General features: G+C 71.0%; 9 protein-coding genes. 5 read left to right on the top strand and 4 right to left on the bottom strand.

The window, feature by feature from the left end:
- Positions 1-103: 103 nt before the first annotated feature.
- Together E8A49_RS00410 and hrpB are read right to left on the bottom strand one after the other, a co-directional pair.
- A complete protein-coding gene (locus tag E8A49_RS00410) occupies positions 104-1177 on the bottom strand; it encodes a TauD/TfdA family dioxygenase (RefSeq protein ID WP_293375143.1) in 1074 nt (357 codons plus the stop codon).
- Positions 1177-3624 carry an ATP-dependent helicase HrpB gene (hrpB, locus tag E8A49_RS00405; RefSeq protein WP_293375139.1) on the bottom strand — a complete coding sequence of 816 codons (2448 nt, stop codon included), beginning with the start codon at positions 3622-3624 and terminating at the stop codon, positions 1177-1179. The genes E8A49_RS00410 and hrpB overlap by 1 nt, the downstream gene beginning before the upstream one ends.
- A gap of 127 nt (positions 3625-3751) precedes the next feature.
- Here hrpB and E8A49_RS00400 point away from each other — a divergent pair, with 127 nt between their 5' ends.
- From E8A49_RS00400 to E8A49_RS00380, 5 genes are all read left to right on the top strand, one after another.
- The gene (locus E8A49_RS00400; RefSeq protein WP_293375136.1) at positions 3752-5320 is read left to right on the top strand and encodes an amino acid permease; all 1569 of its coding nucleotides are present in this window, start codon (positions 3752-3754) and stop codon (positions 5318-5320) included.
- 86 nt (positions 5321-5406) lie between these two features.
- Positions 5407-6111, top strand: a complete 705-nt coding sequence (locus tag E8A49_RS00395) for an MBL fold metallo-hydrolase (protein WP_293375132.1) — start codon at positions 5407-5409, stop codon at positions 6109-6111.
- Positions 6112-6181: 70 nt separating this feature from the next.
- The gene (locus E8A49_RS00390; protein WP_293375129.1) at positions 6182-6919 is read left to right on the top strand and encodes a response regulator; all 738 of its coding nucleotides are present in this window, start codon (positions 6182-6184) and stop codon (positions 6917-6919) included.
- Complete coding sequence (locus E8A49_RS00385) at positions 6916-8259, top strand: ATP-binding protein (protein WP_293375126.1); 1344 nt, start codon at positions 6916-6918, stop codon at positions 8257-8259. Before E8A49_RS00390 ends, E8A49_RS00385 begins: the two co-directional genes overlap by 4 nt.
- A gap of 179 nt (positions 8260-8438) precedes the next feature.
- Positions 8439-8654 (top strand): general stress protein, encoded by a 216-nt coding sequence (locus E8A49_RS00380; protein WP_293375123.1) that lies wholly within the window; start codon positions 8439-8441, stop codon positions 8652-8654.
- A gap of 30 nt (positions 8655-8684) precedes the next feature.
- Here E8A49_RS00380 and E8A49_RS00375 read toward each other — a convergent pair whose 3' ends face one another.
- A complete protein-coding gene (locus E8A49_RS00375; protein ID WP_293375120.1) occupies positions 8685-9875 on the bottom strand; it encodes a glycosyltransferase in 1191 nt (396 codons plus the stop codon).
- A 26-nt stretch (positions 9876-9901) separates the two neighbouring features.
- Positions 9902-12166, bottom strand: a complete 2265-nt coding sequence (egtB, locus tag E8A49_RS00370) for an ergothioneine biosynthesis protein EgtB (RefSeq protein ID WP_293375117.1) — start codon at positions 12164-12166, stop codon at positions 9902-9904.
- Between the last annotated feature and the right edge of the window lie 20 nt (positions 12167-12186).

The raw sequence follows: 12186 nt of genomic DNA, 5'->3' as shown, positions 1-12186 counted from the left end.
CAGGGTCCTCGTCTTGAGGCTTCGCCGTAGCAGGAAATGCTTTCGGAACCCTTCTTCGGGGACCCTCGATTGGCGACTTTCCGCCGCATGGCGGCGTGGCGGCTCAGGCCTCCAGCGGCGCGACCCAGCGGTCCGGCGAGACCGTGACCCCGCCGCGCGCGCCCGGCGCCGCCGTTCCGAAACGCTCGGCGAAGACCGGCGGCAGGGCCTGCGCGTCGGGAGGGGCCAGCCACAGGCGCAGCAGGTGACGTCGCCGCTCGGGCTCGGGCCAGTCCTCGAAGGCGGTGCGGTCGTGGAAGAGGACGTGGTTGTTGACCAGCTGGATGTCGCCGGGCTGGAAATCGATCTCCAGATGCAGCGCCGGATCCTCGGCGAGCGCGTCCAGCAAATCGAGGGCGGCGACCTGTGTCTCCGTCAGCGGCGGGACCTCGGAGAAGCGGCGGGCGCTTTCGATGTACTGACGCTGGTACATGCCGGCGAAACAGCCTTCGAACCAGTTGAACACCGGGATGTTGAACCAGGGCAGCTCGCCGGCGGCGACCTCGCCCCGGCGGTCGGTCTCGATGGGCTGGAACAGCGCCGCGGCCAGCTCCGGCGCCCGGCGGCGCATTTCGTTGTAGAGGGTGACCGAGCTCACCAGACTGGAGCGGCCGCCGGCCTTGGCCGGCTTCAGGCAGTAGAGCCCGACCACGTCACAGCTGTCGGTGTGGTAGGTCTGCCGCTCGTGGGTCTGGTAGAGCCGCGCGTTGGGGTCGTCGCCGGAGCGGCCCAGGTCCTTCACATGCCCCAGGATGTGGCCCGCGGCGTTCTGCGGGCGGAAGGCGCCCAGGTGAGCGCCGATCCCGAGGAACAGCGCCCCGTTCTCGCGCCGGCTGAAGGCCTGAGGATCGAGGCCGCGGATCACCGCGAAGCCCCGGCCCTCCAGCACCTCGCCCCGATGCAGCGCCGCCAGGCGCGGACCGAAGGCCGGCAGCGGGAAGTCCGCGGCGGTGACCGTCGCCAGGTCGAGGTCTCGGGCGGCCAGGGCGCGGGCGGCGGCGGCGATCTCGGCGGCCTCGGCGACGCTGAGGACATGCGCCCATTCGCCCGGCGCCAGGTCGGCCGAGCGCCAGGCGGCGGGGGTGTCGAGATATCCGGGCGGCATCGGCGGCGTCTGGGTCATGGTCGTGGTTCTCATCAGGTCCCGCGCGGCTTGGCCCGCGCGGTGGGCTCGGCGATGGAGGGGTCTTCGGGCCAGAGGTGCTTGGGATAGCGGCCGCGCATGTCGTTGCGGACGTCCTTCCACGAGCCCTTCCAGAAACCCGGCAGGTCCTTCGTGGTCTGAATCGGCCGATGGCCCGGTGACAGCAGCGAAAAGGTCAGCGGCTGGCCGCCGACGGCGGGGTGACTGGTCAGGCCATAGACCTCCTGCACCCGGACATCGACGCGTGGACCGGCCTCGGCGGTGTAGTCGATGGCGAAGGCGTTGCCCGTGGGCGCCGTCCAGCGGGCCGGCGCCTCGGCGTCCAGGCGGCGCTGCAGCTCCCAAGGGATCAAGGCGCGCAGGGCGCCCTCCAGCACGTCGGGCCTGAGGGCCGAGAGCGCGCGCAGGCCGCCGAGCAGCGGCGTCAACCAGTCGTCCAGGCGTTCGGCCAGGGCGGCGTCGGAAAGGTCGGGCCAGGCGGGGTCGCGGGCCCTCAGGAACCCCACGCGCTGGCGCAGGCCCTGCGCCGCCACGCCCCAGGGCAGAACGCCGACGCCCTCGGCGCGGATGCGGGCCGCGAGCGCCGCGGCGATCAGCGCCGGATCGGGGTTGTCATCGATGGTCTCGCGCAAGGTCAGGCGGCCGAGGCGCGTCAGCCGCTTGGCGCGCAGCCGGCCGCCGCCGCTTTCCTCCAGCCGATCCTCGACGGTGATCTGGCTCTCGAAGGCGGCCTCGATCTCCTCGGCGGTCAGGGGCGCGGCCAGGAGGATGCGGTCGCGCCGCTCGCCGCCGCCGAGCTCGGCTACCGCCAGCCAGGTCTCGCGGGCCAGCGCGTCGGTGGCCTCCAGGAAGGCGCCGCGGCCGGTGGCGAGCTGGAACTCGCCCAGCGGCCCGCGGGCGCGGGCGACGCGCTCCGGATAGGCGAAGGCGAGCAAGAGGCCGTCGGAGAGCGGCTCGCCCCGCCCCTGTTTCCCTGCCTGGCCCGCCCAACGCTCCGCCAGGGCCTTGGCGTCGCGGGCGCGGGGGCCGCGGTCGCGCTCCAAACCGTCAAGGCGGTGGCGCAGGTCAACGTCGCGGCCGCCGAGGTTGCGCTCGACGATCACGGCGGCGATGCGCGCGGCGCGGGCGGCCTGGCCCGTCGCCGCCGCCTTCAGCACCATGTGCGCCAGGCGTGGGCTGAGCGGCATGTCGCTGAGCGCGCGGCCGTGGGCGGTCAGCACGCCGTCGCCATCCAGGGCCTCCAGGCGGACCAGCAGGCTGCGCGCCTCGGCGAAGGCGGCGGCCGGCGGCGGGTCGAGGAAGGCCAGGTCTGCGGGGTCCTTGGCGCCCCAGCGGGCGAGGTCGAGGGCCAGGCCCGAGAGGTCGGCGTCGAGGATCTCCGGATCGGCGTAGGCCGGCAGGGCGCGGGTCTCGGCCTCGTCCCACAGGCGGTAGCAGACCCCGGGCTCGGTGCGTCCGGCCCGGCCGCGGCGCTGATCTGCGGCGGCGCGGGAGACGCGTACGGTGGCGAGGCGGGTGAGGCCGCTGGCCGGATCGAAGCGCGGGACGCGGGCGACGCCTGCGTCGATCACCACGCGCACGCCCTGGATGGTCAGGCTGGTCTCGGCGATGGAGGTCGCCAGCACCACCTTGCGGGTTCCGGCCGGCGCGGGCCCGATGGCGCGGTCCTGGTCGCGCGGGTCGAGGGCGCCATAGAGCGGCGCGATCTCGACATGGGGTATTCCTGCTTTGGAAGGGGCGCGTTCGGCCAGACGCTCAGCGGTGCGCAGGATTTCGCCCTGCCCCGGCAGGAAGACCAGGAGGGAGCCGGTCTCCTGTGTCAGCGCACGCTCCACGGCGCGCGCCGCGCGGTCCTCCAGGCGCAGGCGTTCGTCCCGGCCGAGGTAGTGGGTCTCCACGGGAAAGGCGCGGCCGAGGCTCTCCACCACCGGCGCGTCCGCCAAGAGGCGCGCCACCGCCGCCCCGTCGAGGGTCGCCGACATGACAAGGATGCGCAGGTCCTCGCGCAGCAGGCCCTGGGCGTCGCAGGCCAGCGCCAGGCCGAGGTCGGCGTCGAGGCTGCGTTCATGGAACTCGTCGAAGATCACGCAGGCGACGCCGGCCAACTCCGGATCGCCCAGGACCATGCGGGTGAAGACCCCCTCGGTGACCACCTCGATGCGGGTCGCGGCGGAGACCTTCGAGGCCATCCGCACGCGGTAGCCGACGGTCTGGCCCACCGGCTCGCCCAGGGTGGCGGCCATGCGCTCGGCGGCGGCGCGGGCGGCCAGGCGGCGCGGTTCCAGGAGGATGATCTTGCCGCCCGCCATCCAGGGCTCGGCCAGCAGCTCCAGCGGGACCACCGTGGTCTTGCCGGCCCCCGGCGGCGCCACCAGCACCGCGGCGTTCCGGGCCGCCAGCGCCGCCTTCAGGGCCGGCAGAGCCTCGTGGATGGGGAACATTCGTGCGCTCTAACCGCGACTTGCCGCAACGCCAAGCCTTGGTGCTTGACCGGCGAGGCACAACCACGTCACGGTCCCGTCAAATTTCATCGGCGGACCCCGGGGGGCGCCGCTGTTCGGAGGCAAAATGTGGCGCGTTAAATCGCTCGACGCCATCCTGGCGACGGCGGAGAAGAAATCGCTGCACCGCTCGCTGGGGCCGGTGCAGCTCACGATGTTGGGCATCGGCGCGGTCATCGGGACCGGCATCTTCGTGCTCACCGCGACCGCCGCCCAGAAGGCCGGTCCGGGGATGATGATCTCCTTCATGATCGCCGGTGCGGTCTGCGCCGTGGCGGCGCTCTGCTACTCCGAGCTGGCCTCGATGGTGCCGGTGGCGGGGTCGGCCTACACCTATTCCTACGCCGTGATGGGCGAGCTGGTGGCCTGGCTGGTGGGCTGGGCGCTGATCCTGGAATACGCCCTGGGCGCCAGCGCCGTGGCGGTAGGCTGGTCCGGCCACATCGTCGGCCTGTTCGACGCCATAGGCTGGCACATACCGCACGCGTTGACCGTCGGCCCCAAGGTCACCATCGGCTCCTTCCTGGAAGGCGGCGAGGTCGGCGGCATCATCAACCTGCCGGCAGTCATTATCACCGGCTTGGTGACCCTGCTGCTGATCATCGGCACCAAGGAAAGCGCCACGGTCAACGCGGTGCTCGTGGCCATCAAGGTCGCCGCCCTCAGCCTGTTCGTGATCCTGACCGTTCCGATGATCACGGGTCATATGGCGAACTTCCAGCCCTTCACACCGCGCGGCTGGGGCAATCCCCTGGGGTCGTCCGGCACAGGGGTCCTGGGCGCTGCGGCCTCGATCTTCTTCGCCTATGTGGGCTTTGACGCGGTCTCCACCGCCGCCGAGGAAACCAAGAACCCGCAACGCAACGTACCCATCGGCCTGATCGGCTCGCTGCTGATCTGCACCCTCTTCTACCTGCTGGCCGCAAGTGGCGCGATTGGCGCCTATGGGGCCCAGCCGCTGACGGGACCGAACGGGGTGGCCTACGATCCGGGTTCGCCGGAGTTCTCGGCCGCCTGCACCGCCATCGGAGCGCACGCGCCGCTGGTCTGCTCGAAGGAAGCGCTGGCCTACGTCCTGCGCGAGGTCGGTCATCCCCTGTTCGGCAATATCGTCGCCCTGGCGGCGACCATCGCCCTGCCTTCCGTGGTGCTGCTGATGATGTATGGCCAGACCCGGATCTTCTTCGTGATGGCCCGCGACGGCCTGCTGCCGCCGGTGCTCTCCACCGTGCACAAGCGGTTCAAGACGCCGTGGATCATCACGCTCGTGACCGGCGTCGTGGTGGCGGTGTTCGCGGCCTTCCTGCCGGTCGGCCAGCTCGCCGACTACTCCAATTCCGGCACCCTGTTCGCTTTCGCAGCGGTATCCCTGGGCGTGATGATCCTGCGCTTCACCGATCCCAGCCGGGCGCGGCCGTTCAGGACGCCCCTGCTATTCATCGTGGCGCCGGCCTCGATCCTCGGATGCGCAGTGCTGTTTATGAGCCTGGACGGCAAGTCCAAGGGGCTGTTCATCACCTGGACCGCCATCGGGCTGCTCTTCTACTTCTGCTACGGCTTCTGGAAGTCGAACGTGCGGCGGGGCGTCGTCGACTCCGACGCCCTGACCGAGGGTCCGGGCGGCACGCCGATGTAGGGCGCAGCCCCTATCGATACGCGACCAAAGGCCCGGGTTTGCGCCCGGGCCTTTTCTTATCGGCGGGAAAGCCCGATCTTGTCGTAATGAACGCGCCGACCCCACCGCCCCAAAATCCGCAAGCCCGCGAGCAACTGGCGATCCGGGCGCTGATCGCGCCGGTGACGCCATTGCAGCAGAACTGCACCATCGTCTGGTGCGCCAAGACCCTGAAGGCGGCGATCATCGATCCCGGCGGCGAGGTGGACCGGCTGATGGCTGCGATCGAGAGCCAGGGCCTGACCCTGGAGAAGATTTGGATCACCCACGGCCACCTGGACCACGCCGGCGGGACGGCGGCGATCAAGGAACGGACCGGCGTCCCCATCGAGGGGCCGCATCCCGACGACGCCTTCTGGATCGACCAGATCGAGGCCTCGGGCGCCAAGTGGGGCATGCCGGAGGCGCGCGGCTTCACGCCGGACCGCTGGCTGCAGGACGGCGACGTGGTCACGCTGGGGGAGACCGAGTTCGAGGTCTATCATTGCCCCGGCCACACGCCGGGCCATGTGATCTTCTTCCACCGCCAGGCCCGCTTCGCACAGGTGGGCGACGTGCTGTTCCAGGGCTCCATCGGCCGCACCGATTTCCCGCGCGGCAATCACGCCCAGCTGATCGCTGCGATCACCGGCAAGCTCTGGCCCTTGGGCGACGATGTGCGCTTCGTGCCGGGGCACGGGCCGATGTCCACCTTCGGCCAGGAACGGCGGACCAATCCGTTCGTGGCCGACGACATCTTGTCGCCCTCGTGATTTCAGTCGCCGCCTTGGTGATTGCAGACGCGAAATCGCCGCGTCACCCCGCGACGGCAAGTTCGCGGCCATGGAGCAGATCCTCGACATGAACACTGCGGGCGCCCGCATCCTGATGGTCGACGACGACCCCGGCATCCGGGATGTCGTGTCCGACTTCCTGGGGAAGCACGGCTACAAGGTCGACACCGCCGGTGACGCCACCGAGATGGAAGCTGCGCTGGAGCGCGGGCCCGTCGACCTGATCGTCCTGGACGTCATGCTGCCGGGCGAGGATGGCCTGGCGATCTGCCGCCGGCTGGCCAATGGCGAGGGCGGCGCGCCGATCATCATGCTGTCGGCCATGGGCGAGGACACCGACCGGATCGTGGGCCTCGAGCTGGGCGCCGACGACTACCTGGCCAAGCCCTGCAACCCGCGCGAGCTGCTGGCGCGGGTGCGCGCGGTTCTGCGCCGGGCCGAGCAGCGCTCCAACGCCGGCGGCGTGGGCGCGGGCTGCGAGTTCGCCGGCTGGCGCCTGGACCTGGTGCGCCGCGAGCTGCGCTCCCCGGCCGGGGTGGTGGTGAACCTGTCCTCGGGCGAGTTCTCCCTGCTGCGCGCCTTCGTGGAGCGTCCGCAACGGGTCCTGACCCGCGACCAGCTGCTGGAGTTCGCCCGCGGGCCGGACTCCGACGCCTTCGACCGGGCCATCGACGTGCAGATCAGCCGCCTGCGCCGCAAGCTCGACGACGGCGGCGGCAGCCATGAGCTGATCCGCACCATCCGCAACGAAGGCTATATGTTCACCGCCAAGGTCAAGCGCACATGAGCTGGACCCGTCGCGGGCGGCCGACGGCCTCGCTGTTCGTCCAGCTCGCGACCCTGGTGGGCCTGGCCCTGGTCCTGGCCGAGGCGATCAACCTCTTCCTGCTGTTCTACGTCCCGCCGCCGACCCCGGACTTCTATCGGCTGTCGGAGATCGAGCAGAGCTTCCGCGGCCCCTCGCCGGTGTTCACCGAGCGGCGGCCGCTTCAGGTGATCAGCGTGGCCAAGGCGCCGGGACCGCCAATGGAGGGCGACACCGCCGAGCGCATCCGCGACCAGCTCGCCAAGGACCTCAGGACCCCCACCAGCCAGGTGGTCATCGCCGCCAATCGCGGGCCGTTCGCTGACCGCCGGGTCGGCCGTATCATCCGCGACCGCATCGCCCGCGAGGGGGTCAGCGAGGAGCACTTCCTGGTGGCGCCCTTCGATGTCGCCATCCATCAGGCGGACGGCCGCTGGCGGGTCGTGCGCCCGCAGCCGGCCTTCGGGCTCGACCCCTGGCAGATGCGGATCGCCCTGTGGTTCCTGGTCTCGGCGATCGCCATGGCGCCGATCTCCTACGTCTTCGCCCGCCGGCTCTCGCGGCCGATCAAGCAGTTCGCCGACGCCGCCGAGCGGCTGGGCCGCGACCCGCGCGCCGAACCCTTAGCCATCAAGGGGTCATCGGAGATCGGCGTGGCCGTGCGCGCCTTCAACGATATGCAGGAGCGCCTGCGCCGCTACGTTGACGACCGAACCGCCATGGTGGGCGCCATCGCCCACGACCTGCGCACGCCGCTCACCCGCCTGCGTTTCCGCATCGAAGGCCTACCGGACGACCAGAAGGCCAAGATGAGCGCCGACATCGATCAGATGGAGGCGATGATCTCCGCGGCGCTGACCTTCGTGCGCGACGCCAGCCGGCCCGGCGAGCGCACGCCGCTGGAGCTATCGTCCTTGCTGGAAAGCCTCTGCGACGAGATGGCCGAGACCGGCGCCTCCACCGAGGTGGAGAGCGGCGAGAAGGTGGTGCTGCAGGGCGACCCCATGGCGCTGCGGCGGCTGTTCTCCAACCTCTTGGAGAACGCGGTGAAGTATGGCGGCCGGGCGCGCACGCGGGTCTTCCTGGCCGACCAGAACGCGGTGGTGGAGATCGAGGACGACGGCCCAGGCATCCCGCCGGCCGAGCGGGAAAAAGTGTTCGAACCCTTCTACCGGCGCGAACCGTCGCGCAGCCGTCAGACCGGCGGGATCGGGCTCGGATTGGCGGTGGTGCGCTCCATCGCCCGTGGCCACGGCGGCGATGTGGACCTGGTCAACCGGGTGGGCGGCGGCCTGACGGCGCGGGTGCAATTGCCGCTCTAGGATGGGCTTTCCGGCATAGCTCGCGCGCTTGTGATTGGCGGCTAAGCCCTTCTGACTACAGCAAAGCTCGGCTCCGAAAAGCCGTCCGCATGCGAATAGCGGCGTTCCAAACGCAACCTTGGCAGCGATTCGTTGGTTAGCCCCACCGCAACGCCACTGACGCCTGAGGAGCGTACCCCATGCCCACCGCAGACACCGGAAAGCCGCGCGCCCGCCGGGGCTTCGCCGCGATGAACCCCGAACGCCGCCGCGAGATCGCCCGCAAAGGCGGCGCCTCGGTGCCCGGCGAAAAGCGCAGCTTCGCCAAAGACCGCGACCTGGCGGCTTCTGCCGGCCGTAAGGGCGGCGAAGCCAGCCGCGGCGGCGGCCGCACCCGCGGACGCGACCTCGGCTGAGCCGAGCTGGGGCCGCCGGACCCCTGGCGCTCAGGCGTCCGGGCGTTCGCGCAGGTCCCGGGCCATGGCCGCGAAGACGCCGCCCCAGTCGTTGAACGCCGTCTGGCGGTAGAGCCGGACGGTCGGATACCAGGGCGTGTCGGCGCGGCCGTCCATCCAGCGCCAGTCGGGGACCTGCGGGACCGCGAGCCAGGTCTTCGCGCCCAGCGCCCCGGCGAGATGGACAATGGCGCCATCCATGGCGACCACCAGATCGCACGCCAGAACGGCTGCGGCGGTGTCGAGATAGAGGTCCGAGCCGGGATCGAAGTCCTCGCCCAGGGTCTCCACCGTCATGCCGGCCGGCAACCCCGAGAGCTGCGCCAGGCCCGGACCCTTCTGCAGGCTGATCAGCCGCACGCCGGCCAGGCCCGCCAGCGGCGCGGCCGCGGCCAGCGGAAACGCGCGCGGCACCGGCGGCGCGCTGGAGGCCGCGCTCCCCTGCCAGACGACGCCCACCTTGAAACCGCCCTCGCCGACCCTTGAGCGCCAGCGGGCGACCCGCTCTGGTTCGGCCTGGAGATAGCGGCCGCGCGGCACGGTCGCGACCGTGGTCCCGAAACCGCCCGGCAGGCTGAGCAGGGCGCTCACGAAATCGTAGCCACCGTCGCCCGGAACCGCGTCCTCATCGGCCAATTGCAACCGGGGATCCATCGTCCGCAGGATGGCGTGCATGGCGCGCGGCGCGGCCAGGGTGACCTCCGCGCCGGCGACGATGGCCAGGGCGGCGTAGCGGCCGAACTGCAGGAGATCGCCCTGGAAGAACTCCGGATAGATGAACAGCCTCCGCCCCCGCAGCGACTGGCCGGCCCATTGGCGCGGCAGGGCGTAGCGGGGATCGTCGAATCCCGGGCTGGACTTGCGCCATTCGAAGGCCTGGAAGCCGGCGCGGTAATCGCCGAGCTGCAGCAAGAGGGCGGCGCGGTTGTGCTGGGCCATAGCGAAGCGCGGGTTGAGCGCGACCGCCCGGTCATAAGCCGCCAGCGCCTCGGCCGGGCGGCCGAGCAGGCGCAGGGTGCTCGCGACATTGTAGGCCAGCACCGGGTCGCCGGGGGCCAGCGCGGCGGCGGCCTGGAAAGCCTCCAGGGCCTCGGCATGGCGTCCCGCCGCCTGGTGCGCATCGGCCTGACGGTGCAGATCGCCCACAGCCGTGGCCGCGATTGGAATCTCGTCAGGCGTCATGCGCTGGTGTCGCGAAAGCCCCGCGCCTAGGCCATCAGGGAGACGACGGCGAAGGCGGGATCCTGACTAAGCCAGCTGGTCTCCAGCCGCCAGCCCGCCTTTTCCGCCAGGCCCGCGAACCGATCCACAGTGAACTTGGCGGAGTTCTCCGTGTGGATGGTCTCGCCGGCGGCGAAGCGGAACACCCGTCCGGCCACCCTCACCCGCTGATCCTCCAGGCTCTGCAGGTGCATTTCGATGCGGCTGTCGACGGCGTTCCAGATCGCGCGGTGAACGAAGGCGTCAGGATCGAAGTCGCCGCCCAGCTCCCGGTTGATGCGGGTGAGCAGGTTCTTGTTGAAGGCCGCGGTGACGCCGGCCGCGTCATCGTAGGCGGCCACCAGGATCTCCGGGTCCTTCACCACGTCGATGCCGACCAGGAAGCGCGAACCCACGCCGAGCAGCGCCCGGGCGCTTTCCAGGAAGGCCTGCGCCTCGTCCGGCGTGAAGTTGCCGATCGTCGAGCCGGGGAAGAAGCCAGTGACCGGCCGGCCCTGCGCCTCATGCGGCAGGACGATGGCGCGGGTGAAGTCCTCCAGCAGCGGGGCCACCGTCAGCCCCGGATAGTCCCGCCGGATCGCCAGCGACGCCTCGTCCAGCGCCGCGCCGCTGATGTCGATGGGGGCGTAGACCGCGATCTGCGGGGCGGCGTCCAGCAGGATGCGGGTCTTGACGCTGGCTCCGGAGCCGAACTCCACCAGGGCCGCGTCCGGCGAGATCAGCTGGGCGATCTCGGGCGCGACCCGGCTCAGGAGGGCGATCTCGGTGCGGGTCGGATAGTATTCCGGCAGCTCGGTGATCGCCTCGAACAGGCGCGAGCCCTCCGCGTCATAGAAGTACTTCGGCGGCACGGTCTTCTGCGGCCGCGACAGGCCCGTCAGGACGTCGGCCTCGAACTCGCCGGTCACCGAGGCGCCCGCGCCCGGCGCGCCGTCGCGGGCGAGCCGGAGCCCAGAGAACATCCAGCGCTGCTGCGGATAGAAGAAGTTGCGGTAGCTGGCGCGGGTGTGGCCGGTGGGCGTGACGCAGGCGCCGCCGCGCAGCACGAACTGGCCGGCCATGAACTTGCCGTTGTACTCGCCCACCGCGCCGGCCTCGGGCTTGAATCCCGGATAGGGCGCGTAGGCCGAGCGGGTCCATTCCCAGAGATCGCCGAACATCTGCCGCAGGCCCGAGCCTGGCGGCGGGGCTCCGGCGGCCAAGCGCCCAGACCCCGCGAAATTGCCCGCCACGGACAAGCCTTGGGCGGCGTGCTCCCATTCCGCCTCGGTGGGCAGGCGCGCGCCCGCCCAGGTCGCATAGGCCTCGGCCTCGTAGAAGCTGACGTGGCTGACCGGGGCGGTCGGATCGATGGGACGCAGGCCGTGCAGGCCCATGGCGCTCCAGGCGCCGGCGGCGTCCTGCTGCCAGTAGAGCGGCGCGATCCAGCCCTCCGCCTGGGCCTGCGCCCAGCCCTCGGAGAGCCAGAGTTCGGAGCGGCGGTAGCCGCCGTCGGCGATGAAGGCCAGCCACTCGGCGTTGGTCACCAGCCGGTCGGCGAGCTCGAACGGCTCAAGCCAGACCCTGTGGCGCGGTCCCTCATTGTCGAAGGCGAAGCCGGCGCCCGGCGCGTGGCCGATCTCCACCAGCCCGCCCTCGAAGCCCACGAACTTCAACGGGTCCGGCGCGACGCCCGCGGGCGCGTGGCGCGGCGGAGCGTAGGCCGGCTGCAGGGGCGACTGGGCAAAGAGGTGCAGGATGTCCATCAGGATCAGCTCCTGATGCTGTTCCTCATGGGCCAGGCCCAGGTCGAGAAGCGGGACAAGCCCCTCGGCCAGAGGCTGGGTGAGCAACTGGCCCATGCCGGCGTCGACGTGCGCCCGATAGGCGATGACGTCGTTCAGCGACGGGCGGGTGAGCAGGCCCCGCTCCGGCCGCGGCTGCCGGGCCCCCAGCGCCTCGTAGTAGGAATTGAACAGGTAGTGGAAGCGCGGGTCGAAGACCTTGTAGCCCGCCAGGTTGGGGACCAGCAGGAAGGTCTCCCAGAACCAGGTGACGTGCGCCAGGTGCCACTTGGTGGGGCTGGCGTCCGGCATGGACTGGGCGAGTTGGTCTTCCGGCGTGAGCGAGCGGGTCAGCGCCTCGGTGGCCTGGCGCACCGCGCGGTAGCGGTGCAGGTCGGCCGGAACGGACCGGACAGCCTCGCTTTGGGGCGCTTGCGATGCCGCAAGCGCCTGCGGCTCCCCGGCGAGCGGGTCGTTGGATTGGCTCATGTGCCTCCTCTCCGCGCGTC

The organism is Phenylobacterium sp. (genome assembly GCF_004799515.1).
Lineage (GTDB): Bacteria > Pseudomonadota > Alphaproteobacteria > Caulobacterales > Caulobacteraceae > Phenylobacterium.
This window is presented reverse-complemented; position numbering and strand designations above follow the sequence as displayed.

Excerpts from the sequence above, each read along its gene's own strand:
- E8A49_RS00385 (WP_293375126.1), top strand. The coding sequence starts at position 6,916 with ATGAGCTGGACCCGTCGCGGGCGGCCGACGGCCTCGCTGTTCGTCCAG.
- E8A49_RS00400 (WP_293375136.1), top strand. The coding sequence starts at position 3,752 with ATGTGGCGCGTTAAATCGCTCGACGCCATCCTGGCGACGGCGGAGAAG.
- E8A49_RS00380 (WP_293375123.1), top strand. The coding sequence starts at position 8,439 with ATGCCCACCGCAGACACCGGAAAGCCGCGCGCCCGCCGGGGCTTCGCC.
- E8A49_RS00395 (WP_293375132.1), top strand. The coding sequence starts at position 5,407 with ATGAACGCGCCGACCCCACCGCCCCAAAATCCGCAAGCCCGCGAGCAA.
- E8A49_RS00390 (WP_293375129.1), top strand. The coding sequence starts at position 6,182 with ATGGAGCAGATCCTCGACATGAACACTGCGGGCGCCCGCATCCTGATG.
- E8A49_RS00375 (WP_293375120.1), bottom strand. The coding sequence starts at position 9,875 with ATGACGCCTGACGAGATTCCAATCGCGGCCACGGCTGTGGGCGATCTG.
- egtB (WP_293375117.1), bottom strand. The coding sequence starts at position 12,166 with ATGAGCCAATCCAACGACCCGCTCGCCGGGGAGCCGCAGGCGCTTGCG.
- hrpB (WP_293375139.1), bottom strand. The coding sequence starts at position 3,624 with ATGTTCCCCATCCACGAGGCTCTGCCGGCCCTGAAGGCGGCGCTGGCG.
- E8A49_RS00410 (WP_293375143.1), bottom strand. The coding sequence starts at position 1,177 with ATGAGAACCACGACCATGACCCAGACGCCGCCGATGCCGCCCGGATAT.